The organism is Delftia sp. SD018, assembly GCF_017355445.1.
Classification (GTDB): domain Bacteria; phylum Pseudomonadota; class Gammaproteobacteria; order Burkholderiales; family Burkholderiaceae_C; genus Comamonas; species Comamonas acidovorans.
Window position 1 is genome coordinate 467,132 of sequence record NZ_JADDRN010000001.1, and the last position, 19,381, is coordinate 486,512.

At 63.6% G+C, this 19,381-nt stretch carries 20 protein-coding genes and 1 tRNA gene; 9 read left to right on the forward strand and 12 right to left on the reverse strand.

Translation table 11 applies throughout. The annotated features are described in order from the left end of the window. Window positions 1-146: 146 nt before the first annotated feature. The 3 genes from argJ (at window position 147) to INR38_RS02125 (ending at window position 3,070) form a co-directional block, all read left to right on the forward strand. Window positions 147-1,379 carry a bifunctional glutamate N-acetyltransferase/amino-acid acetyltransferase ArgJ gene (gene argJ, locus INR38_RS02115; protein WP_123690460.1) on the forward strand — a complete coding sequence of 411 codons (1,233 nt, stop codon included), beginning with the start codon at window positions 147-149 and terminating at the stop codon, window positions 1,377-1,379. Window positions 1,380-1,544: 165 nt separating this feature from the next. Further along, on the forward strand, window positions 1,545-2,501 hold the full coding sequence (locus tag INR38_RS02120; protein ID WP_123690462.1) for an ATP-binding protein: 957 nt from the start codon (window positions 1,545-1,547) through the stop codon (window positions 2,499-2,501). Between the two features lie 50 nt (window positions 2,502-2,551). After that, the gene (locus INR38_RS02125; RefSeq protein WP_065345741.1) at window positions 2,552-3,070 is read left to right on the forward strand and encodes an NUDIX domain-containing protein; all 519 of its coding nucleotides are present in this window, start codon (window positions 2,552-2,554) and stop codon (window positions 3,068-3,070) included. Between the two features lie 10 nt (window positions 3,071-3,080). On the opposite strand, the gene INR38_RS02130 is transcribed toward INR38_RS02125, so the two are convergent. From INR38_RS02130 to INR38_RS02165, 8 genes are all read right to left on the reverse strand, one after another. After that, a complete protein-coding gene (locus INR38_RS02130; protein ID WP_123691054.1) occupies window positions 3,081-3,317 on the reverse strand; it encodes a DNA gyrase inhibitor YacG in 237 nt (78 codons plus the stop codon). A 17-nt stretch (window positions 3,318-3,334) separates the two neighbouring features. After that, window positions 3,335-4,090 carry a cell division protein ZapD gene (zapD, locus tag INR38_RS02135; RefSeq protein WP_012207290.1) on the reverse strand — a complete coding sequence of 252 codons (756 nt, stop codon included), beginning with the start codon at window positions 4,088-4,090 and terminating at the stop codon, window positions 3,335-3,337. Between the two features lie 89 nt (window positions 4,091-4,179). Beyond that, window positions 4,180-4,824: a dephospho-CoA kinase gene (coaE, locus tag INR38_RS02140; protein ID WP_207441768.1), complete on the reverse strand. Its 645-nt coding sequence runs from the start codon at window positions 4,822-4,824 to the stop codon at window positions 4,180-4,182. 14 nt (window positions 4,825-4,838) lie between these two features. After that, window positions 4,839-5,723: an A24 family peptidase gene (locus INR38_RS02145; RefSeq protein ID WP_123690466.1), complete on the reverse strand. Its 885-nt coding sequence runs from the start codon at window positions 5,721-5,723 to the stop codon at window positions 4,839-4,841. Then, a complete protein-coding gene (locus INR38_RS02150) occupies window positions 5,723-6,940 on the reverse strand; it encodes a type II secretion system F family protein (RefSeq protein ID WP_207441769.1) in 1,218 nt (405 codons plus the stop codon). The genes INR38_RS02145 and INR38_RS02150 overlap by 1 nt, the downstream gene beginning before the upstream one ends. Before the next feature lie 38 nt (window positions 6,941-6,978). Further along, window positions 6,979-8,721 (reverse strand): type IV-A pilus assembly ATPase PilB, encoded by a 1,743-nt coding sequence (pilB, locus tag INR38_RS02155; protein WP_207441772.1) that lies wholly within the window; start codon window positions 8,719-8,721, stop codon window positions 6,979-6,981. A 130-nt stretch (window positions 8,722-8,851) separates the two neighbouring features. Beyond that, window positions 8,852-8,928: transfer RNA gene (locus INR38_RS02160), tRNA-Pro, on the reverse strand. A 33-nt stretch (window positions 8,929-8,961) separates the two neighbouring features. Continuing rightward, window positions 8,962-9,891: a polyprenyl synthetase family protein gene (locus INR38_RS02165; protein ID WP_034396917.1), complete on the reverse strand. Its 930-nt coding sequence runs from the start codon at window positions 9,889-9,891 to the stop codon at window positions 8,962-8,964. A gap of 230 nt (window positions 9,892-10,121) precedes the next feature. Here INR38_RS02165 and rplU point away from each other — a divergent pair, with 230 nt between their 5' ends. From rplU to proB, 4 genes are all read left to right on the forward strand, one after another. Then, the gene (gene rplU, locus INR38_RS02170; RefSeq protein ID WP_012207284.1) at window positions 10,122-10,433 is read left to right on the forward strand and encodes a 50S ribosomal protein L21; all 312 of its coding nucleotides are present in this window, start codon (window positions 10,122-10,124) and stop codon (window positions 10,431-10,433) included. Window positions 10,434-10,448: 15 nt separating this feature from the next. Continuing rightward, complete coding sequence (gene rpmA / locus INR38_RS02175) at window positions 10,449-10,706, forward strand: 50S ribosomal protein L27 (protein WP_012207283.1); 258 nt, start codon at window positions 10,449-10,451, stop codon at window positions 10,704-10,706. A gap of 149 nt (window positions 10,707-10,855) precedes the next feature. Beyond that, the gene (cgtA, locus tag INR38_RS02180) at window positions 10,856-11,971 is read left to right on the forward strand and encodes an Obg family GTPase CgtA (RefSeq protein WP_207441778.1); all 1,116 of its coding nucleotides are present in this window, start codon (window positions 10,856-10,858) and stop codon (window positions 11,969-11,971) included. 83 nt (window positions 11,972-12,054) lie between these two features. Beyond that, window positions 12,055-13,203, forward strand: coding sequence for a glutamate 5-kinase (proB, locus tag INR38_RS02185; protein WP_012207281.1), 1,149 nt, complete (start codon window positions 12,055-12,057; stop codon window positions 13,201-13,203). Window positions 13,204-13,269: 66 nt separating this feature from the next. On the opposite strand, the gene INR38_RS02190 is transcribed toward proB, so the two are convergent. Next, on the reverse strand, window positions 13,270-13,959 hold the full coding sequence (locus tag INR38_RS02190; protein ID WP_099732891.1) for an RNA pyrophosphohydrolase: 690 nt from the start codon (window positions 13,957-13,959) through the stop codon (window positions 13,270-13,272). A 93-nt stretch (window positions 13,960-14,052) separates the two neighbouring features. On the opposite strand from INR38_RS02190, the gene INR38_RS02195 reads away from it, so the two are divergent. Together INR38_RS02195 and INR38_RS02200 are read left to right on the forward strand one after the other, a co-directional pair. Beyond that, window positions 14,053-15,798 carry a proline--tRNA ligase gene (locus INR38_RS02195; protein WP_099751233.1) on the forward strand — a complete coding sequence of 582 codons (1,746 nt, stop codon included), beginning with the start codon at window positions 14,053-14,055 and terminating at the stop codon, window positions 15,796-15,798. Beyond that, window positions 15,795-16,448, forward strand: a complete 654-nt coding sequence (locus INR38_RS02200) for a lytic transglycosylase domain-containing protein (RefSeq protein WP_034396910.1) — start codon at window positions 15,795-15,797, stop codon at window positions 16,446-16,448. Before INR38_RS02195 ends, INR38_RS02200 begins: the two co-directional genes overlap by 4 nt. Window positions 16,449-16,502: 54 nt before the next feature. On the opposite strand, the gene INR38_RS02205 is transcribed toward INR38_RS02200, so the two are convergent. From INR38_RS02205 to prmC, 3 genes are all read right to left on the reverse strand, one after another. Further along, window positions 16,503-17,876 (reverse strand): hemolysin family protein, encoded by a 1,374-nt coding sequence (locus INR38_RS02205; RefSeq protein WP_034396907.1) that lies wholly within the window; start codon window positions 17,874-17,876, stop codon window positions 16,503-16,505. A gap of 186 nt (window positions 17,877-18,062) precedes the next feature. Next, the gene (gene grxD, locus INR38_RS02210; RefSeq protein ID WP_012207276.1) at window positions 18,063-18,386 is read right to left on the reverse strand and encodes a Grx4 family monothiol glutaredoxin; all 324 of its coding nucleotides are present in this window, start codon (window positions 18,384-18,386) and stop codon (window positions 18,063-18,065) included. A 116-nt stretch (window positions 18,387-18,502) separates the two neighbouring features. Beyond that, window positions 18,503-19,372, reverse strand: a complete 870-nt coding sequence (prmC, locus tag INR38_RS02215; protein WP_207441784.1) for a peptide chain release factor N(5)-glutamine methyltransferase — start codon at window positions 19,370-19,372, stop codon at window positions 18,503-18,505. Window positions 19,373-19,381: the final 9 nt, after the last annotated feature.

Here is a 19,381-nt window from a genome sequence, read left to right on the forward strand (position 1 = left end):
GCGGGCGTCGTAAGACACCGCAAGACACGGAAAACGGCACGGATGCACTCCGTGCCGTTTTCTTTTTTAAGGTCGATGAAATACGTGCCGCTCCGGTTTGTTCCGATAATGGAGCGCGTTTTTCTTTCACTGTAGGAAGCCCCTCAATGCCTGTGAATCTCTCCGCTCCCGTGCACGCCGACCTGTTGGCGATCGACGGCGTTCGCATCGGCGTCACCGAAGCCGGTGTGCGCAAGGCCAACCGCAAGGACCTGTCCGTGTTCCTGCTCGACGAGGGCGCTTCGGTGGCTGGCGTGTTCACACAGAACCGTTTCTGCGCAGCGCCTGTGCAGGTCAGCCGCGAGCATCTGGTTCAGACAGCGGGCGCCATCCGTGCCATGGTCATCAACACAGGCAATGCCAATGCGGGCACCGGCGCCGACGGCCTGGCACGTGCGCGCCGTACCTGCTCAGATCTGGCAACGCTGCTGCAGCTCAAGCCCGAGCAGATCCTGCCGTTCTCCACTGGCGTGATCATGGAAGAACTGCCTGTGGACCGCATTGCAGCCGGCCTGCCGGCCGCCATTGCCGCAGCCAAGGCCGACAACTGGGGCACGGCTGCCGAGGGCATCATGACCACCGACACCCTGCCCAAGGCCTTCAGCCGGGCCGTGGACATTGGTGGCAAGCGCGTGAGCATCACCGGCATCAGCAAGGGCGCGGGCATGATCCGCCCCAACATGGCGACCATGCTGGGCTTTCTGGCCACCGATGCGGCCATCGCTCCCGAGCTGCTGCAGCCCCTGGTCAAGGAGCTGGCCGACGGCTCGTTCAACCGCGTGACCATCGACGGCGACACATCGACCAACGATTCCTTTGTGCTGGTGACCACGCACAAGGCCGGCAATGCGCAGATCACTTCGCTGACCAGCGCCGAAGGCCAGGCCCTGAAGGCTGCATTGCTGGATGTGTCGCGTTTGCTGGCCCAGGCCATCGTGCGCGATGGCGAAGGTGCCACCAAGTTCATCACCATCAAGGTGGAGGGTGGCAAGACCGAGGCCGAGTGCCGCCTGGTGGCCTACTCCATCGCGCATTCGCCCCTGGTCAAGACGGCGTTCTTTGCCAGCGACCCGAACCTGGGCCGCATCCTCGCGGCGGTGGGCTATGCTAGCATCGACGATCTGGACCAGACCAAGATCGACCTGTACCTGAACGATGTGCATGTCGCAGTCAATGGCGGCCGCAACCCTGCCTATCAGGAGGAAGACGGCCAGCGCGTGATGAAGCAGCAGGAGATCATCGTGCGCGTGCTACTGGGCCGAGGGGAGGCCGAGCAGACCGTGTGGACCTGCGATCTGAGCCACGACTACGTGAGCATCAACGCCGACTACCGCTCCTGACTCTCCACCCACCGTGCCGCCGGCAGCCGCAGGCCTTGTGCCTGGCTGCTGCCAGCTTTCAATGGCGGCCGGCGCGCAAAAGCTCTGGCGTTGGCATGAGATCCATCTCGATTCCCGGGCATATCCAGCGTCGGTGGCCGTGAGATCCGTATTCGAGAGACATCCATGACATTGCCCACAGAAGCCGTCGCCGCCCCCTTGCTGCAACTCGTGCAGCGCGCCGAGCAGCTGATGCAGCGCATCGAGGCCATCCTGCCCCAGCCGCTGCAATCCCCCGCAGATTGGAATACCGCCATCGCCTGGCGCTATCGCAAGCGCGCCAACGGCTGCGGCCTGCTGGAGCCCGTGCGCCACGTCGGCGCCATGCAACTGTCCGACTTGCAGAACATCGATGTGCAAAAGGACAAGATCGCGCGCAACACCGAGCAGTTCGTGACCGGCCGCACGGCCAACAACGTGCTGCTCACCGGTGCGCGCGGCACGGGCAAATCCTCGCTGATCCGTGCCTGCCTGCATGCCTTTTCTGCGCAGGGGCTGCGCCTGATTGAGGTGGACAAGGCCGATCTGACGGACCTGCCCGACATCGTCGATGTGGTGGCCGGCCGGCCCGAGAAGTTCATCATCTATTGCGACGATCTGAGCTTTGAGGAAGGCGAGCCTGGCTACAAGGCCCTGAAGTCCATTCTGGATGGATCAGTCAGCGCCGCCAGCCCGAACGTGCTGGTCTATGCGACCAGCAATCGCCGCCACCTGCTGCCGGAGTACCAGTCCGAGAATCTGACCTACCAGCGCGGCGAGGATGGCGAGCTGCATCCCGGCGAGGTGATTGAGGAAAAGATCTCGCTGTCCGAGCGTTTCGGCCTGTGGGTGAGCTTCTATCCCTTCAGCCAGGACGAGTACCTGCGCGTGGTGGCGCAATGGCTGGAGGCCCTGGGACTGGACCAGGCCACGATCGAGGCCGCGCGTCCTGAGGCCCTGGTCTGGGCGCTGGAGCGTGGCTCGCGCAGCGGCCGTGTGGCCCATCAGTTCGCCCGTGACTATGCGGGCCGCGCCGAGCGCCCGAACCAGCGCCAGACCGGCATCGCCGATGTCCAAGGGCTGGCCGAAGAGGCTGAGCTCTGACAAGCCTGCTGCCTGGCCTTGGGGCCGGGCGGTTTTTTGCGAAAGATCAAGTGACTGAAAAAGAAATCTCCCTGAACACCGGCGCCGATGCTGCCCAGTCTCAACCGCCGTCTCAAGCGCCGGCCCAGCGCAAGCACACAGAAGTCGCCGTTGGCGTGCTCCTGCGCGAGTCCGATGGTGCGCTGCTGATCACCAGCCGGCCGCCGGGCAAGCCCTATGCCGGCTATTGGGAGTTCCCTGGTGGGAAGATCGAATCCGGCGAGACCGTGGAGCAGGCATTGCGTCGCGAGCTTCAGGAAGAGCTGGGCGTCGAGATCGCAGCAGCCCCCGTCTGGAAGGTGACCGAGCATGACTATCCGCATGCCCTGGTGCGCCTGCACTGGTGCAAGATCACGCGTTGGAGCGGGGAGTTCGAGATGCGAGAAGGCCAGCAGATGGCCTGGCAGCAACTTCCGCTGCAGGTGCAGCCGGTGCTGCCTGGCGCCTATCCGGTGCTGCAATGGCTCAGCGAGGAACGCGGGCTGCCTTTTGATGCCGGCTTCTACGAGGCAGGCCAACCGAAAGTCTGATCAGGCCTGATCAGGGTTCAGTACGAGGATCGCCGAAGGGCGAATCCTCGGGAGGCATGGGCGCAGGCACGCGGAATTCCTCGTTGGCCCAGGCGCCCAGGTCGATCTGGTAGCAGCGCTCGCTGCAAAAGGGCCGAAAGCGGTTGGCCGGCGCGAACAGGCTGGGGCCGCTGCAGGTCGGGCAGCGCACCGTGGGCCCTGCGGATGCGGATGATGCATCGACAGAGGGCGTGGCTTTCGTGGACATGCCGGCAGTCTTTTTCATCAGCTGCAAAGCGTGACCTCGAACGAGGCATCTTCGCTGCAAGGCTGGGGTTTGGCGCCGCTCTCGGGGCGAAGCAGGCGCACTGAAACCAGCAGGCGGTTGCCGCTGATTTCCGGAACAAGATTCAATGCCGGGTCTATGCGAAGGCGCAGCAGCTGAAAGCTGCGACCGGGCGGCATGGCCTGCTGGAACACGCCCTTTTCTGCGGCCACCCATTGCGGCACGCCGGTTTCGCGCAGCATCTTGAGCAGCAGCTGCAGCGACTGACCCAGCGGGGTCAGTGTGCTGGCCCAGTCCTCCAGATCACGCAGGCGCACCTGGGGGTCATGGAACTGCCAGGCATGATAGGCCGGCAAATCGAAACCGCAGGTGCCGCCAGGGATGCCGATGCGGCTGCGCACAGCCATCAGCCATTCGTTGTCGGTCAGGGACTGGCCGGCCTTTCCGTTCTGGGCGTTGAGCTGGGCAAAGCACTGCTCCACATGGCGGGAGACCTGGTCGAGCATGTGCTCGGCGATATCGGGGTTGCCGCGCAGGCTGTCGAGCAGGCTCTTGTGGCGTTCGAGGTCCTTGAGCACGTCCGTCTTCAGGTCGGTGCGTGCTGCCACGTCCATGATCTCGAAGATGGTGACCAGCGCGAAATGGTGATCGATGGAATGAGCGCGCGACAGCAGCTCGCCCAGGCGGCGATACAGCTGCTCCAGCCTGAGGTAGGTCCTCAGGCGCTCATTGAAAGGATATTCGTACAGGATCACGCTTGCTGGGCTCCTCGGGGTGCTCAGGAATCAGCTGTCTACGTCGTGCACATGCTGAATTACACGCACAGGCCAAGCCATGGCGTGCATCATAGCCCGAACCATGCCGAGATTCGATCGGTGCATGCGTGCAAAGCCTCTATCGTCATGGCTTCGTCGTTGTAGATCACCCAGTCGGCTGCCGCCAGCCGTGTCGCGCGGGTGGCCTGGGCGGCGATGATGGCTTGCACGGCATCGCGGGGCAATCCGTTGCGGGCCATGACGCGTGCGATCTGTGTTTCCGTCCGGCAGTCCACGACCAGCACGGCATCGAGCAGGGCAGGCCAGCGGCCGGACTCCACAAGCAGCGGGATGTCATGCACGATGAGCGCGCATCCGGCATCGGTGGCCTGCTGGACTTCAAGGCCCGTTTGCCGAGCCACCAGAGGGTGAATGATGGCTTCCAACTGCTGGCGTGCGGCAGGCTGCTGGAAGACCAGTTCGCGCATGCGCGCACGGTCCAGAGCACCGTTCGCATCGATCAGTTCAGGTCCGAAGCTGCGTGCAATCTCGGGCAATGCGGCACCTGCCGGGGCGGTGAGGCTGCGCGAGATCTGGTCTGCATCGATGATGCTTGCTCCGCGCAAGGCAAGCTGTGCGGCCACGGTGCTCTTGCCGCTGCCGATGCCGCCGGTCAGGCCCAGCCGGAAAGGGCGCGGGTGCGGACGTGGTGGCGGGGCGTTGCTGGATTCCATGCCGCAGTGTCGGATCAAAGACCGATGGCCGCCAACAGGGATTGCAGCATCTGCTGGGGGCCGAACACCATGGCGGCAAAGCCGGCGCCCGCAAGAAAGGGGCCGAAGGGAACATAGCCACCTTCGCGCAGGCGGCTGTTGATCTTCAGCGCAATGCCCACGATGGCGCCAATCACGGACGAAATCAGGATGATGGGCACAAGAGCCTGCCAGCCGAACCAAGCCCCCAGCGCGGCAAACAGCTTGAAGTCGCCGTAGCCCATGCCTTCCTTGCCGGTGACCAGCTTGAAGGCCCAGTAGACCAGCCACAGCGAGAGATAGCCCGCTGCAGCACCCCAGACCGCGTCGGCCAGAGGCACGGCGGTCCAGTGCAGTGCCGATGAAAGCAGCCCGGCCCACAGCAAGGGCAGGGTGATGTCGTCGGGGAGCAGTGTGGTATCCCAGTCGATCAGCGCCAGGCTCAGCAAGGCGGCGCTGAACAGGCACCAGATGCCGCCCGTGGGCGTGATGCCCCATTGCATCGTGCAGTAGGCGAATAGCGCGGCGCAGGCCAGTTCCACCAGCGGGTAGCGGATGCTGATCGATGCCTTGCATTCCGAGCACCGGCCCCGCAGCGCCAGATAGCTGAGCACGGGAATGTTCTCGTACCAGTGGATGGCATGGCCGCAATGCGGGCAGCGCGAGCGGGGGCGGCTCAGGCTCAGGGGGGGCTCGGCAGGGGCAGGCGCAGCAGAGGGAGGCGTGGCGCCGGATTGCTCCTGCGCCCATTGGGCGCATTCCGCATTCCATTGCTGCTCCATCATGCGGGGCAGCCTATGCACCACCACGTTGAGAAAGCTGCCAACCAACAGGCCCAGCAGGCCGCCCAATGCAGCCTGCATCCAGAGTTCCAAAACCATCAGACCACCTGACCCAGCTTGAAGATGGGCAGATACATCGAAACCACGATGCCGCCGATGAGGGTGCCCAGGAAAACAATGATGATGGGCTCCATCAGGCTGGACAGGCCAGCCACCATGTCATCGACCTCTTCCTCGTAGAAATCGGCTGCCTTGCCAAGCATGTGGTCGATGGAGCCGGATTCCTCGCCGATGGCGCACATCTGCAGCACCATGGAGGGAAAGACGTTGGCATTGGTCATGGCCACCGTGAGGCTGGTGCCGGTGGAGACTTCCTGCTGGATCTTCTCGGTGGCATTGGCGTAGACGGCATTCCCGGAGGCGCCGCCGACGGAATCCAGTGCCTCGACCAGCGGAACGCCTGCAGCAAACATGGTCGACAGCGTGCGCGTCCAGCGTGCAACGCAGGACTTTTCGATCAGCACGCCAAAGACCGGCATCTTCAACATTGCACGATCCATGAACTGCTGCATGCGCTCATTGCGCTTCCAGGCCTGCATGAAGAAGTAGAAGCCGCCTCCGATCACGCCGAAGATCACCCACCACCATTGAACAAAGATGTCGCTGATACCCATCACGAACAGCGTCGGTGCCGGCAGATCCGCGCCGAAGGAAGTGAACACTTCCTTGAAGGCGGGAATCACGAAGATCATGATGATGGTCACGACGATGAAGGCCACGACGACCACCGAGATCGGATACATCAAGGCGGACTTGATCTTGGACTTGATGGCCTCGGTTTTTTCCATGTAGGTGGCCAGCCGATCGAGCAGGGCCTCCAGGATACCGGCCGCTTCCCCGGCCTCCACCAGATTGCAGTAGAGGCTATCGAAGTACATGGGGTGCTTGCGATAGGCCGCATTCAGCGAGGTGCCCGTCTCCACGTCGGAGCGGATATCGGCCAGCAGGCGCGTGACACTGGGGTTGGTGTTGCCGCGCCCGACGATGTCGAAGGCCTGCAGCAGCGGGACACCAGCCTTCATCATCGTGGCCATCTGGCGCGTGAACAGCGCGATGTCCTTGGGCTTGATCCTCTTGCCGCCGCGCGTACGGCGCTTCTTGATCTTGCTGGGAAGCACGCCCTGACGGCGCAGCATGGCCTGGACCTGGTTGATGCCCCCAGCCCGGGTTTCGCCACGGACGATCTTGCCGTTGCGATCCTTGCCCTCCCATTCAAAGACAAATTCCTTGATTCCTTTGGACGCGGCTGTGGCCATCGTGCTCCCTCGTTTATTGTCTGCGCTGTTCGCGCTATTTACTCATTGGTAACTGCCAGCACTTCTTCGAGTGAGGTCAGTCCTAGTCTGGCCTTGTGCAGTCCGGATCCGCGCAGAGACCGCACGCCTTCACGCTTGGCTTGTGCCGCGATCTCCAGCGCGCTGCCGTCTTGCAGGATGATGCGCTGGATTTCCTCGCTGATCGGCATCACCTGGTAGATGCCGACGCGTCCCTTGTAGCCGTTGTTGCATGCCTGGCAGCCCACGGGCTTGTAGGTGACCCAGCTGCCGTCGATGTCCGCCTCGTCATAGCCCGCCTCCAGCAGTGCCTCCCGCGGGATATCCGCAGGCTCCTTGCACTGGGGGCACAGGCGCCTGGCCAGCCGCTGGGCGGTGATCAGGATCACGCTCGATGCGATGTTGAAGGGGGCAATGCCCATGTTGCGCATGCGCGTCAACGTGGTCGGTGCGTCGTTGGTGTGCAGCGTGGACAGCACCAAGTGGCCGGTCTGCGCGGCCTTGATCGAGATGTCGGCGGTTTCCAGGTCGCGGATTTCACCGACCATGATGATGTCGGGATCCTGGCGCAGAAAGGCCTTGAGCGCCGTCGCAAAGGTAAGGCCCGCCTTTTCGTTTACATTGACCTGGTTGACGCCGGGCAGGTTGATTTCCGAGGGGTCTTCTGCCGTCGCGATGTTCACCCCGGCCTTGTTCAGCATGTTCAGGCAGGTGTACAGCGACACCGTCTTGCCCGAGCCGGTGGGGCCTGTCACCAGAATCATTCCGTAGGGGCGCCCGATGGCTTCAATCAGGCGAGCCTTTTCCTCGGGTTCGTAGCCCAGGGCATCAATGCCCATCTTGGCCGAGCTCGGGTCAAGGATACGGATCACGATCTTCTCGCCGAAGAGCGTGGGCAGGGTGCTCACGCGAAAATCGATGACGCGGTCCGGACCCACCTTGAGCTTCATGCGCCCGTCTTGCGGAACCCGCTTTTCCGAGATGTCCATGCGCGAGATCACCTTGATGCGCGAGGCCAGCTTCTCCTTGATCGCAATGGGGGGCGATGCAATCTCGCGCAACTCACCGTCAATCCGGAAGCGCACGCGGTACTGATGTTCGTAGGGCTCGAAATGCAGGTCCGACGCGCGCATGTTGAAGGCGTCGAGCAGCATTTTGTGCAGGAACTTGACGATGGGCGCGTCCTCGACGTCCGCTGCCGCCGTGTTGTCCTTCTCCTCGGCAACCTCGTCGGGCTTGAGGTCGCCGAACTCGAAATCGCCGCCCCCGCTGTAGCTCTCCATGGCTTCGCTGGCGCTTTTGCTCTGCTGAGCTATCAGGCGTTCCAGCTTGTCGGCCTCGACGATGATCCAATCCACGCCTAGCTGGGTGGTGAACTTGATCTGCTCTGCAGCTTCCTGCTGTGTCGGGTCGGCCGTGGCCACCGTGAGGCGGTTGCCGCGTTTGCTCAAGGGGAGGACGCGATAGGAGCTGATGATCTTGGCGTCCAGCAACTCATGCGGCAGGCGCGCGGCGTTGATGGCATCAAGATCGAGCAGCGGCGCGCTGAACATGGTGGAGACCGTCTCGGCCACTTCCAGGGCCGAGAGGATGCCCGCGTTACTCAACTCGGCAATAAACGAGGTGCGGTTGGCGCCGGCCTTGCTGGCGGCGGCTTCCGCTGCCTGCTGCGATACCTTGCCTGCTGATATCAGGGCTCGCCCGATGCCGGGAAGCGATGCAACAGCGGAAGCATTCTTGAGCGAGGAGTCAGCAACAGCCATGTAGCAAGACGTTTGAGAGGAAAGGACATTTATCCTATCATCCCTGAAGGCTTGAAAGGCCAGACGCACTGTTGCGCGCCCAGGTCTTGAACCTGGCTCAATGGTGGCGTGGTAATGAAGTGACCAGAAATGGTCGGGGTGAGAGGATTCGAACCTCCGGCCTCTACGTCCCGAACGTAGCGCTCTACCAGGCTAAGCTACACCCCGTTGCTTTTGTAGACAAAGCAATGCAGCCTGAAATCAGGTGCGTCGCTCCAAAAGCTGAGAGGCTAATTGTAGCAAACTTGCCGTATGCAAATTGCTCGGGAGCACATTTATTGCGTCGATGGCGCGGCGCGCCTCGGCGTGTGCAGCCTCGCGTGCCACGTCCAGCGCGCCTGTGCTGCGCACGATATCCACAACGGCAGACAACTGCTCGGTTGAGCCCTGCTCGATGGCGTTGCGCACGATGGCAGCCTGCTCCGGAGTGCCGCGCTGCATGGCGGCAATCAGCGGCAGGGTGCACTTGCCTTCGCGCAGGTCGTCGCCCAGGTTCTTGCCCATTTCCTGGGTGTCGCCTGTGTAGTCGAGCACGTCGTCAATGATCTGGAAGGCGGTGCCCAGGGCCTGGCCATAGATGGCGCAGGCCTGTTCGATCTCGCGGGGGGCGTCGGCCAGCACGGCGCCCAACTGGGCGCTGGCCTCGAACAACTGGGCGGTCTTGGAGCGGATGACGTGCAGGTAGCCGGCTTCGTCCAGCGAGGCATCGTGCGTGTTGATGAGCTGCTGCACCTCGCCCTCTGCGATCACGTTGGTGGCGTCCGAGAGGATCTTGAGCACACGCATGCTGCCCACTTCCACCATCATCTGGAAGGAGCGCGAGTGCAGGAAGTCGCCGACCAGCACGCTGGCCGGATTGCCGAAGGTCTCGTTGGCCGTCGGGCGGCCACGGCGCAGGGTGGATTCGTCCACCACGTCGTCGTGCAGCAAGGTGGCGGTATGAATCAGCTCGACCACGGCCGCCAGGACATGCCTGTCCCTGCCTTCGTAGCCCAGCGCATTGCAGACCATGAGCAGCAAGGCCGGGCGAAGGCGTTTGCCGCCGGCAGCGATGATGTACTGGGAGATCTGGGCAATCAGCGGGACGGTGGTCGTCAGGCGCTGGGCGATCACATGATCCACCTCGCGCATGTCGTCAGTGATCAGGGCAAGCGGATTGGGGGTGGAGAGAGCTGTGGTCAAGGTACTGTGGCCGCCAAGTGGATCGGCAATTATAGGAAGAGCGATCCCGCCTGCGGCCCGCTCTGGCGGTTGTTTGGGCGCGGGGTGGGAGCGCTTCATGCAAAGAATGTGAGTGCGTGCTAGAATCTCCGGCTTCCGTGGAAATTCGTTCGCGGAACTCTCAAATTCAAGAGGTTTAAATGTACGCAGTCATAAAAACCGGCGGCAAGCAGTATCGCGTTGCAGCCGGCGAAAAGATCAAGGTAGAACAGATTGCTGCGGACGTAGGCCAAGAAGTTGTGATCGATCAGGTTCTGGCAGTCGGCAACGGCGCTGAAATCAAGGTCGGCACACCTCTGGTGTCCGGTGCGTCTGTCAAGGCAACCGTGGTTGCTCACGGCAAGCACGACAAAGTGCACATCTTCAAGATGCGCCGTCGTAAGCATTATCAGAAGCGCCAAGGCCATCGCCAGCAGTTCACAGAGCTGCAGATCGTGGCGATCGCTGCTTAATTCAGGAGCTGAGTCATGGCACAGAAAAAAGGCGGCGGCTCTACGCGAAACGGGCGCGATTCCAAGCCCAAAATGCTCGGCGTGAAGGCTTTCGGTGGTGAACTGATCACGGCCGGCTCGATCATCGTGCGCCAACGTGGCACCAAGTTCCATCCCGGCGACAACGTCGGCGTGGGCAAGGACCACACCCTGTACGCTCTGGTGGACGGCCACGTGTCGTTTGCTGTCAAGGGTGCACTGTCCAAGCACACGGTCAATGTGACGGCTGCCTAAGCCCTGTCACTTCGACGCTCGAAGCCCCGACCTGTCGGGGCTTTGTCGTTTCAGGAGGGTTGTGCATCGTGCCTTCGCCCTCTTTTCCGTCTCTGAGGTGTGGCCTGGGGCTGTCTGGTGCACACTGCTTTTTGTAAACTGGATGCCTCATGAAGTTCGTCGACGAAGCTTATATCGACATTTCCGCCGGTGACGGCGGCAATGGCTGCGTGTCATTCCGGCACGAAAAATACAAGGAATTTGGCGGTCCCGATGGTGGAGACGGTGGCCGTGGCGGCCATGTCTACGCGGTGGCCGATGTCAACCTCAACACTCTGGTGGACTACCGCTTCTCGCGCCGGCACGATGCCACGCGCGGTGAGCACGGCAAGGGCTCGGACATGTTCGGCGCAGCGGGCAACGACATCACGCTGCGCATGCCGGTTGGCACCATCATCAGTGATGCCGAAACCGGCGAGGTGCTCTACGAGCTGCTGACGGCCGGTGAGGTAGTCACCATTGCCAAGGGTGGCGACGGCGGCTACGGCAACCTGCGCTTCAAGAGCGCGATCAACCGCGCGCCTCGGCAAAAGACACCCGGCTGGCCTGGCGAGCGCAAGAATCTCAAGCTGGAGCTCAAGGTGCTGGCCGACGTGGGCCTGCTGGGCATGCCCAATGCGGGCAAGTCCACCTTCATTGCCGCGGTCTCCAATGCGCGCCCCAAGATTGCCGACTACCCGTTCACCACGCTGCATCCCAATTTGGGCGTGGTGCGCGTCGCTGCCGAGCAGAGCTTTGTGGTGGCCGACATCCCTGGCCTGATCGAAGGCGCCTCGGAAGGTGCGGGCCTGGGTCACCAGTTCCTGCGCCATCTGCAGCGCACCCGATTGCTGCTGCATGTGGTGGACCTGGCGCCGTTCGATGACAGCGTGGATCCTGTGGCCCAGGCCAAGGCCATCGTGGGCGAGCTGCAGAAGTACGATGCCGAGCTGTACAACAAGCCTCGCTGGCTGGTGCTCAACAAGCTGGACATGGTGCCGGCCGAGGAGCGCGCCGCACGCGTCAAGGACTTCGTCAAGCGTTTCAAGTGGAAGGGTCCGATCTTCGAGATTTCCGCCCTGACGCGCGAAGGCTGTGAAGTGCTGATCCGCACCATCTACAAACATGTGCATGAGCAGCAGCAGATTGAGGCCGGTCCCAAGGAAATCGATCCGCGCTTCGTCGAAGTCGAGGGTGATGGCGTGGATCTCACCGATCCGCGTTTTGCTCCCCGCGATTCCGAGTAAGAGCCGCCTGCCGCTCCCATCGCCTTGAACACAACAGCGGCGCGGCCTGCCTGGGCCTGCGCTGCAAGAATCACTATCCATCCATGTCTTCCAACTTGTTGCGTGATGCCCATCGCATCGTGGTCAAGGTCGGCTCCAGCCTGGTGACCAATGAAGGTCGCGGTCTTGATGAAGCCGCCATCCAGGAGTGGAGCCGCCAGTTGGCGGCCCTGGTGCGCGGGGATGAGAGCCATGGCGGTCAGCGGCGCGAGGTGATCATGGTCTCCAGCGGCGCGGTGGCTGAAGGCATGAAGCGCCTTGGCTGGGCCGCGCGGCCCAAGGAGATCCATGAGCTGCAGGCCGCTGCAGCCGTGGGCCAGATGGGGCTGATACAGATGTATGAGTCCAAGCTGCGCGAACAGGGCATGGGCAGTGCCCAGGTGCTGCTCACGCATGCCGACCTGGCGGACCGCGAGCGCTATCTGAATGCGCGCAACACCTTGCTGACGCTGCTGGAACTGGGCATCGTACCGGTGATCAACGAGAACGACACCGTGGTCAACGATGAGATCAAGTTCGGCGACAACGACACCCTGGGTGCTTTGGTGGCGAACCTGATCGAAGCTGATGCCCTGGTCATCCTGACCGATCAGCGAGGCCTTTACAGCGCCGATCCACGCAGCAATCCCGATGCGCGTTTCATCGACGTGGCAAATGCCGGCGATCCTGCACTGGAGGAGATGGCGGGCGGCGCGGGCTCGTCCATTGGCAAGGGCGGAATGATCACCAAGATCCTTGCGGCCAAGCGTGCGGCGGGCTCGGGTGCCTCAACCGTCATTGCCTGGGGTCGCGAACAGGACGTGCTGGTACGTCTGGCTGCGGGCGAGTCCATTGGCACGCTGCTAGTGGCGCAGACCCACAAGAACCAGGCGCGCAAGCAGTGGATTGCCGACCATCTGCAGCTGCGCGGCTCCGTGTCCGTGGATGCCGGTGCCGTGGCCAAGCTGCGCGACGAAGGCAAGAGCCTGCTGCCCATCGGCATGGTGAATGTGGATGGCGAATTCGCCCGCGGCGATGTGATTGCCGTGCGCGATGCGCTGGGCATCGAGGTGGCGCGTGGTCTGGCCAACTATGCAAGTGCCGAGGCGCGCCTGCTTTGTCGTAAGAGCTCGGTGGAGATCGAGCGCCTGCTGGGCTACTCCGCAGGCCCGGAGATGGTGCACCGCGACAACATGGTGATTGCCGGGCACTGATGCCTGCGCAATCGGGGTAACGAAAAAGCGCACCCTCGGGTGCGCTTTTGCATGGAGCCTTTGGCTTCAGGCCTTGCCTGGATCGGGCTGCAAGATCTGCTGCTGCCCTGACTGTGGATCAGGATCGAAGCAGGCGCCAGGCGGCAACTCCATGCCGGGATTGACGCGAAAGCTGCCTGAGCGCGCCGGATGCAAGCCTGGAGCGCCATAGGTTTCGGGGCCTGTTTCATGGGCTTCCCTGGGGCGCATGCCGCTGCGAAGATAGCGGTTGCGCTGCTGCTCGCCCCGTGGCAGAAAGCGTGCCAGCTCGGTCAGGGCCATCTCGTAGACGCCGCGTTTGAACTCCACCACCACATCCAGTGGCACCCAGTAGTCGTTCCAGCGCCAGGCGTCGAATTCGGGGTGGTCCGTGGCACGCAGGTTCAAATCCCAGTCGTGACCCATGAGTTGCAGCAAATACCAGATCTGCTTCTGGCCTTTGTAGTGTCCGCGCGCATCGCGGCGGATGTACCGGTCTGGCACCTCGTAGCGCAACCAGTCCCGGGTGCGGGCGACCACGCGAACGTGGTTGGGCATCAACCCCACTTCCTCATGCAGTTCCCGGAACATGGCCTGTTCGGGTGTCTCCCCCCGGTCAATGCCGCCCTGTGGAAACTGCCAGCTGTGGGTGCGGATGCGCTTGCCCCAGAACACCTGGTTCTTTTGGTTGAGCAGGATGATGCCGACGTTCGGGCGAAATCCGTCCCGGTCAAGCATAATCGAACCCCAATTTTCTGAATTGTGTCCATTATGCACGGTGCCTTGCCAGCGGCAAGCACGCTGCCCCGATTCCCGCGAAGCCCCTGATCCATGAAAGCCTCCCAATTTTTCATCTCCACCCTCAAGGAAGCTCCGGCCGATGCCGAAGTGGTCAGCCACAAGCTCATGACGCGGGCCGGCCTGATCAAGAAGCTGGGCGCAGGCATCTATAACTACATGCCCATGGGGCTGCGCGTGATCCGCAAGGTCGAGGCCATCGTGCGCGAGGAAATGAACCGTGCCGGTGCCGTGGAAGTGACCATGCCCGTGGTCCAGCCTGCCGAGATGTGGGAGGAGACCGGCCGCTTCGAGAAGATGGGCCCCGAGCTGCTGCGCATCAAGGACCGCCATGGCCGTGACTTCGTGATCCAGCCCACCAGCGAAGAGGTGGTGACGGACATTGCGCGCCAGGAGCTCAAGAGCTACAAGCAGCTGCCCAAGAATTTCTACCAGATCCAGACCAAGTTCCGCGATGAGCGCCGCCCGCGCTTTGGCCTGATGCGCGGCCGCGAGTTCATCATGAAGGACGCCTATTCCTTCGACAAGGACCGCGATACCGCCCAGATCAGCTACCAGACCATGCGCGCGGCCTACAAGCGCATCTTCGATCGCTTCGGCCTGCAGTACCGTGCCGTGCGTGCCGACAGCGGCGCCATCGGCGGTGATCTGAGCGAGGAATTCCAGGTGATCGCCTCCACGGGCGAAGACGCCATCGTCTACTGCCCCAGCAGCGACTACGCCGCCAATATCGAGAAGGCCGAGGCCCTGGCGCCTGCAGGCCCCCGTCCCGCTGCAGCCCAGGCCATGGCCCGTGTGGCAACGCCGGGCAACAGCACCTGCGAATCCGTGGCTGCTCAGCTGGGCCTGCCGCTGTCGCAGACGGTGAAGTCCCTGGTGCTGGCCACCGACAAGCTCGACGACAAGGGCGATGTGGCGGGAAGCCAGGTCTGGTTGCTGCTGCTGCGTGGCGACCATGAGATGAACGAGATCAAGGTGGCCAAGGTGCCTGGCCTGGACGTGGGCTTCCGCTTTGCCACTGTGGCCGAGATCGAGGATCACTTCGGCTGCCAGCCCGGCTACCTGGGGCCCATCGGCCTGAAGCAGCCCGTGAAGCTGGTCGTGGACCGCGAGGTGGCCGTGATGGCCGACTGGGTCTGCGGCGCGAACGAGGCCGACTTCCACATCACCGGCGTGAACTTTGGCCGTGACCTGCCCGAGCCTGATGTCGTGGCCGACCTGCGCAATGTGGTGGCTGGCGACAAGTCTCCTGATGGCGCGGGCGAGCTGGCCATCGAGCGTGGCATCGAAGTGGGCCATGTGTTCTACCTGGGTACCAAGTACTCCCAGGCCATGAATGCCACCTTCCTGGCCGAGAACGGCAAGCCCTCGCTGTTTGAAATGGGTTGCTACGGCATTGGCGTGACACGCCTGCCGGCTGCCGCCATCGAGCAGAACCATGATGAGCGCGGCATCATCTGGCCCGACGCGATTGCGCCCTTCACCGTGGTGGTCTGCCCCATCGGCATGGACCGCAGCGAGCCCGTGAAGGAAGCTGCCGAGAAGCTGCATGCCGAGCTGCTGGCACTGGGCGTGGACGTGATCCTGGACGACCGTGGCGAACGCCCGGGCGCCATGTTTGCCGACTGGGAACTGATTGGCGTGCCGCACCGCGTGGTGCTGTCCGACCGGGGCCTCAAGGAAGGTCAGGTCGAGTACCAGCATCGCCGCGACACGGAAGCGACCAAGATGGCCGCTGCCGATGTGCTGGGCCATCTCAAGCAGAGGCTGGGTCTGTGAGCCAGGCCCCCGTGATAGCGCGCCGCGATTGCCTGCGCCTGGCGGCTTCGCTGGGTGCTGCGCCGTTGCTGGGCGCGGTGGCCGCGCCCGCCTGGGCCGGCGGGCAGCTGGAAGAGCCGCTGGCCGATTCGGTGCGCACCGCGCTGAGTTCGGCCGTCACGGGATCGGCGCCGCCCGAGCTGCGCTTTGCCTCCACCGAGGCCCGCATGGACTACCTGCGCTGGCTCACGGCCAGCAGCGAGCGCCTGCGCTCGCGCAAGCCCGAACTTGCAACACGGCTGGAGTTCTTGCAGACCGTCTGGTACGAGGCCAAGCGCGCCGGCCTGGAAGTCTCGCTGGTGATGGGACTGGTGCAGGTGGAGAGCGCGTTCCGCAAGTTCGCCATCTCCAGCGTGGGCGCGCGCGGCTATATGCAGATCATGCCGTTCTGGATGCGGCTGATCGGCGATGGCGACATCGGCAAGCTGTTCCACATGCAGACCAATCTGCGCTTTGGCTGCGTCATCCTGCGCCACTATCTGGACCGCGAAAACGGCGATGCCTACATGGCGCTGGGCCGCTACAACGGCAGCCGCGGCCAGCCCCAGTATCCGAATGCGGTGTTTGCTGCGCAGCGCCGCTGGGAGATCGAGCCCTCGCGCTCGGCCTGAGGGGCCGCAGGCTGGCGCCTGGCGGCAGTCCTGCAGGCCTGCCTTGCTGCGTTTTCAGGACGACGTGTCCGGCGACATGCTGGACACCTTGGCCACGGCGGCGGCCGTGTCGCCTGCGTTGGGCGGGGCGGCCGGGCTGCTGCCGGACATGCGTGTGACCAGCACCTGGTCGATGCGGTAGCTGTCCACGTCCATGACCTCGAAGCGGTAGCCGCCCCATTGCACGGTGTCCGTGCGCCTGGGAATGCGCCGAAGCATGACCATGAGAAAGCCCCCCAGAGTTTCGTAGTCCTCGGAATGCGGCAACTCGTCGAGCTCCAGGGCCTGCATCACATCCTCGACCGGCGTGACGCCATCGATCAGCCAGGAGTTCTCGTCGCGGCGCAGGATCTGCTCCTCGTCGCCCGGGCTGACCAGGCCGCCCATCACCGTGCTCATCACGTCATTGAGCGTGACCACGCCGACCACCAGGCTGTACTCGTTGACGATGACGGCAAAGTCCTCATGCACCTGGCGGAACTGCTCCAGCACCTCGGCCAGCGTCAGGCGGTCCGGCACGACCAGCACCTTGTGGACCAGCGAGTCGTCCATGAGCGACAGGGACTGGTTGTTCAGCGCGCGCTGGAACAGGTCCTTGGCATCGACATAGCCGACGATGTGGTCGATGTCGCCGTCGCACACGGGGTAGGTGGAAAAAGGCTCCTCGGCAATGCGGACCCGGATCAGTTCATCGGGGTCGTCGCGGTGGAAGTAGGCGATGCGGTCGCGCTGCGTCATGGCCGAGCCGATGGTGCGCGAGTCAAGTTCGAACAGGTTGGCGATCACCTGCTGCTCCTTCGCGGCCAGCACGCCTGCGCGTGCGCCGGCTTCGGTCATGGCCAGGATGTCTTCGTGCGTGATGCGGTCATCGCGCACCGTGGGCAGGCCGAACAGCTTGGCAACGGCGTCGGCCAGGTGGTTGAAGCACCAGACCAGGGGCTTGAGCACGGCCATGCACCAGAGCATGGGGCGCAGCACGCGGATGGCCAGGGCCTCGGGCTCGGCCATGCTCAGGCGCTTGGGCAGCAGGTCGGCGAACAGGATGAACAGGGAGGTGACGCTGGCGAACGAGAGCAGGAAGCCCACGGTCTGCGCACGGCTGTCGGGCAGCCAGAGCATCAGCAGCTCGGCCAGATAGGGGGTCAATGCCCCTTCGCCCACCACGCCGCCCAGGATGGCGACGGCATTCAGCCCAATCTGCGTGACCGTGAAATATTCGCCCGGCTGGGCCTGCATCTTCATGACCAGTTCGGCGCGGGGTTCGCCGTCCTCCATCATCTGCCGCAGTCGCAGGCGCCGCGAGGCGGCCAGCGAGATTTCGGCCACGGAGAAGAAGGCACTGGTCAATATCAGCGCGACGATCAACAGCAGACTTTGGGACAGACTCATAGGCAGGGCGGAGAAGCGGGCGCAGGCGCGCTTTTCCGGATGTGAAAGATGTGACCATTCGACCACACATCGCATGCCCCGGCCCTGAGGCATGCCCGGGGAGTCCGCCGGCAGCGCGGCGCAGGCGAAAAAAAGCCACCCGAAGGTGGCTCGATGCTGCGCCGAAGGTGCGTGGTGCGAGAAGGCTCAGGCCTTGGGTGCCAGCAGCTGCTGCAGCTCGCCCGACTCGTACATCTCCATCATGATGTCCGAGCCGCCGATGAACTCGCCCTGCACGTAGAGCTGGGGGATCGTGGGCCAGTTGCTGTAGTCCTTGATGCCCTGGCGGATTTCCTGGTCTTCCAGCACGTTGACGGTGGAGATGTCCTTGGTTTCCACGCCGCAGGCCTTGAGGATCTGGATGGCGCGGCCAGAGAAACCGCACATGGGAAAGCTGGCGCTGCCCTTCATGAACAGCAGGATGTTGTTGCTCTTGACCAGTTGGTCGATGCGTTGCTGGGTGTCGCTCATCTGTGTGGTGCTCCGGGGTCGTGGTGGGCGCCGCAGGCGCGGCGGCATGGATGGGATTATTTCACTCTCGGCGCGGACTTTGAAAGCATGCGGGATTGCTGCGCCCAGGCCAGAGCTCAGGTCAGAGCTCTGGCCTGCCCTTGCCATTGCCCGCCCGTGCAGCGGGCAATGCCGCCCAGGTCGTTGCGATGCTGCACGTCGCCAAAGCCGGCATGGCACAGCAGGGCGGCCACGGCATCGGCCTGGTCCCAGCCATGCTCCATCAGCAGCCAGCCGCCCCGGGCCAGCAGCGCGGGCGCCTGGGCGATGATGGCGCGGATATCGGCCAGGCCATCGGCACCGCTGGCCAGTGCCGACAGCGGCTCATGCGCCAAGGCCTGCAGGTGCGGATCGTCATCACGGATGTAGGGCGGGTTGCTGACGATGAGGTCGAACGGTGCCTGCCCTGCCAGCGGCTGGAGCCAGCTGCCATGCGCGAACTGCACGCCCAGTTGCAGGCGCGTGGCATTGGCGCTGGCCACGGCCAGTGCGTCGGCGCTGGCATCCACGGCCCAGACCGTGGCGCCGGGGCGCTGGCTTTGCAGGGCCAGCGCTATGGCGCCGCTGCCGGTGCCCAGGTCCACCACGCGGCAAGCGGGGCCTGCCTGGGTCTGGATTGGCATGAGCTCCAGTGCCCAGTCCACCAGGGTCTCGGTATCAGGGCGTGGGTCGAGCACACGCGCGTCCACGGCCAGATCGAGCCCGTAGAACTCCTTGTGGCCGAGCAGGTAGGCAACGGGTTCTGCGCCAAGGCGGCGTGCACACAGCGCGGCATAGGCCTCGGCCTGGGGCCCGGTCAGCATGTCCTCGTCATGGGTCAGCAGCCAGGCGCGGCCGCCAGACTGGCGCTCGAGCACGTGCAGCAGCAGCATTTGCGCATCGATGCGCGCAAGCCCCAGGGCCTGGGCCTGCTGCAGCGCTTCTTTGACGATGGGTGGATTGGCCATGGCCCGGGC

Bases quoted from the DNA above. Each gene is read 5' to 3' on its own strand.
- argJ (WP_123690460.1), top strand. From the start codon at position 147: ATGCCTGTGAATCTCTCCGCTCCCGTGCACGCCGACCTGTTGGCGATC.
- INR38_RS02120 (WP_123690462.1), top strand. From the start codon at position 1,545: ATGACATTGCCCACAGAAGCCGTCGCCGCCCCCTTGCTGCAACTCGTG.
- INR38_RS02130 (WP_123691054.1), bottom strand. From the start codon at position 3,317: ATGTCCACGAAAGCCACGCCCTCTGTCGATGCATCATCCGCATCCGCA.
- coaE (WP_207441768.1), bottom strand. From the start codon at position 4,824: ATGGAATCCAGCAACGCCCCGCCACCACGTCCGCACCCGCGCCCTTTC.
- INR38_RS02145 (WP_123690466.1), bottom strand. From the start codon at position 5,723: ATGGTTTTGGAACTCTGGATGCAGGCTGCATTGGGCGGCCTGCTGGGC.
- INR38_RS02150 (WP_207441769.1), bottom strand. From the start codon at position 6,940: ATGGCCACAGCCGCGTCCAAAGGAATCAAGGAATTTGTCTTTGAATGG.
- pilB (WP_207441772.1), bottom strand. From the start codon at position 8,721: ATGGCTGTTGCTGACTCCTCGCTCAAGAATGCTTCCGCTGTTGCATCG.
- INR38_RS02165 (WP_034396917.1), bottom strand. From the start codon at position 9,891: ATGCGCGAGGTGGATCATGTGATCGCCCAGCGCCTGACGACCACCGTC.
- rplU (WP_012207284.1), top strand. From the start codon at position 10,122: ATGTACGCAGTCATAAAAACCGGCGGCAAGCAGTATCGCGTTGCAGCC.
- rpmA (WP_012207283.1), top strand. From the start codon at position 10,449: ATGGCACAGAAAAAAGGCGGCGGCTCTACGCGAAACGGGCGCGATTCC.
- cgtA (WP_207441778.1), top strand. From the start codon at position 10,856: ATGAAGTTCGTCGACGAAGCTTATATCGACATTTCCGCCGGTGACGGC.
- proB (WP_012207281.1), top strand. From the start codon at position 12,055: ATGTCTTCCAACTTGTTGCGTGATGCCCATCGCATCGTGGTCAAGGTC.
- INR38_RS02190 (WP_099732891.1), bottom strand. From the start codon at position 13,959: ATGCTTGACCGGGACGGATTTCGCCCGAACGTCGGCATCATCCTGCTC.
- INR38_RS02195 (WP_099751233.1), top strand. From the start codon at position 14,053: ATGAAAGCCTCCCAATTTTTCATCTCCACCCTCAAGGAAGCTCCGGCC.
- INR38_RS02205 (WP_034396907.1), bottom strand. From the start codon at position 17,876: ATGAGTCTGTCCCAAAGTCTGCTGTTGATCGTCGCGCTGATATTGACC.
- grxD (WP_012207276.1), bottom strand. From the start codon at position 18,386: ATGAGCGACACCCAGCAACGCATCGACCAACTGGTCAAGAGCAACAAC.
- prmC (WP_207441784.1), bottom strand. From the start codon at position 19,372: ATGGCCAATCCACCCATCGTCAAAGAAGCGCTGCAGCAGGCCCAGGCC.